Annotated in this window: 3 protein-coding genes; 1 reads left to right on the plus strand and 2 read right to left on the minus strand. The window is 72.3% G+C overall.

Annotated features, from left to right (window positions below):
- Window positions 1–416, plus strand: a 416-nt coding sequence (locus KDL01_RS40750) for a helix-turn-helix transcriptional regulator (protein WP_246577684.1), incomplete at its 5' end; no start/stop codon positions are given.
- A gap of 24 nt (window positions 417–440) precedes the next feature.
- On the opposite strand, the gene KDL01_RS40755 is transcribed toward KDL01_RS40750, so the two are convergent.
- Complete coding sequence (locus tag KDL01_RS40755; protein WP_212534080.1) at window positions 441–842, minus strand: hypothetical protein; 402 nt, start codon at window positions 840–842, stop codon at window positions 441–443.
- A 45-nt stretch (window positions 843–887) separates the two neighbouring features.
- Window positions 888–1,622 (minus strand): thioesterase II family protein, encoded by a 735-nt coding sequence (locus KDL01_RS40760; RefSeq protein WP_212534081.1) that lies wholly within the window; start codon window positions 1,620–1,622, stop codon window positions 888–890.
- Window positions 1,623–2,035 lie beyond the last annotated feature (413 nt).

The following is a 2,035-nucleotide window of genomic DNA, read 5'->3' on the forward strand; positions in this document are numbered from 1 at the left end:
AACTAGGCCTGGCCCTAGGCGCCGAAGAGCGCCTAGGCACCGAGGGCAGCGCCGAAGGCGGCCGCAGCGCCCTCGAACAAGCCCTCGCCGACCTGGCCACCGAGCAGAAACTCCCCGAAGACCACAGCCCCCGCATCCCCACCGACTCGAACGTCCGCGAGATGCGCTACCTCACCAGCCGCGCCCCCTGGGGCAAACCCCGCCGAACCAACGAATCCGCCACCCTCACCCGCCGCGAACACCAGGTCGCGGCCCTGGTCTGCGAAGGCCTGACGAACCGCCAGATCGCCTCCCGCCTGTTCGTCACCGACAAGACCGTGGAGATGCACCTGTCAAAGGTCTTCGCGAAGCTCAACGTAGCCAACCGCGTCGGCGTGGTCCGCGCCTTCCACTCGGTGGCCGAGGCGGCCGCGTAGCCGCAGTGGCACGTGGCCACAGTGTCAGTCGAGCTGCGGCTCCTCGACCCCGCGGGTCACCGGATCGAGGCCCGCGGGCACTTCGCGCGCGGCCGCCGACGCGGCTTCCTGTGCGGACGCGGTCTCGGCGACGGTCTCGAGCGGGGACCCGGCCTCGGCCGTATAGAGGCCGTGCTCGCCCATGGACAGCCGCACCGGGACGCGGGTCACCGACCACGCCCGCTCGTCCGGGTGCGCGTTGGCATGCAGACCCTTGCGATACTCCAGCGAGGTCTCGACGCAGGCGTAGCGCAGCGGATCGGCGTCGTAGGCGGTGACGCGAAGGGAGAGGCCCGCCTCGTCGGCCAAGGTCTGCAGCGCCGCGCCCAGGCTGCCGCGCTGCGCGATGTCGGGATACAGGAGTTCTAGATCTGGATGTACGGCCACGAGCGTTCATTCTGCCGCAGCCGCACCTCGCGCTCCATCCGGTATTCAGACGTGGGCGAACAGCTTCAGCAGCTCGTCCGGCGCGTCCATGTACGCGTTCTGTGAACCCTGCAGCGCGACCGCCGCGGCCGGACCGTAGGCCGCCCAGCCCGCCATCGCCGCCTCGTCCGCCGACGGGGCGAGGTTCCAGGACACCGCCTCGATGGGGGTGGCCAGCCACGGGGAGCCGGGCGGCTCGTACACGCGCATCGCCAGGGCCTCGGCGCGCATCGCGCGTTCGGTCGCCTCCAGCAGCGACGGCAGCGGATTGCCGCCCCACTCCAGGCAGGCGGTCAGCGCGCGCTCGAGCAGCTCGTCCGAGTCCGGCATCGGCGTGCGACGGCGGGCCAGGTGGGGCGAGGGGCAGCCGGAGACGAACAGCCGGTTCGGCGTCGCCGTCCCGCAGCGGGCGAGGTGCGCGGCGACCTCGTAGACGATCAGCGCGGCGCTGCCGTGGCCGAACAGCCCGAAGGAGTCGGCGTCGGCCGCGCGGTCGATCAGTTCCGCGGCCAGGTCCACGGCCTGGGCCGCGATGGTCGTGTGGCGGGTCCACCAGGCCGGCTCCTCGTCTCCGGGGAACCGCAGGGCGCACAGTTCGACCCCGTGGACCTCGCTCGGCCAGCGCGCGAAGGGCGCGGGCGAATCCCCGGCCGGCGCCAGACAGAGCAGCTTGGTGGAATGCCGGCCCCTGGTCCGGCGGGCCGACCAGTCGTCATACGGCGGAAGCCAGCGGTGCGTCACGCGCGCCGCCCCCTCTCGTTCTCCGACGGACGGCGTGCGCCGAGCCCGGCCCCGCAGGGGCGGTCCTCGACGCCTCAGGCCAGGCCCGTCGGCTCGCTTCGGTTGCTAGTCCTGCCCACCGTCCCAGCCCCCGGCCTCGTCTCGCCATCGAGTCGCTATCGAGTCCGCTCGCGCCGCCGACAGCGCGACGATGCCAAGCGAGTAAGCGACCTTATTAGCGTGATCTCTCGTTGGGAGCACCCGGCGGGCCGACCGGCCGACGCCGCTACCGGAGGGAAAACACCATGCTGATCGCCATCAAGAGCCTGATCGCCGCATCCGTCATCGTGCTCGCCGTCGCCGTCCTGGCGCTCACCGCCGGCCACGCGGTCGTCACCGCCCACGCCGACTCGGCCACCCCCACGGCCACCCCC

Source organism: Actinospica durhamensis, assembly GCF_018139695.1.
In the GTDB taxonomy this organism is placed as follows: domain Bacteria; phylum Actinomycetota; class Actinomycetes; order Streptomycetales; family Catenulisporaceae; genus Actinospica; species Actinospica durhamensis.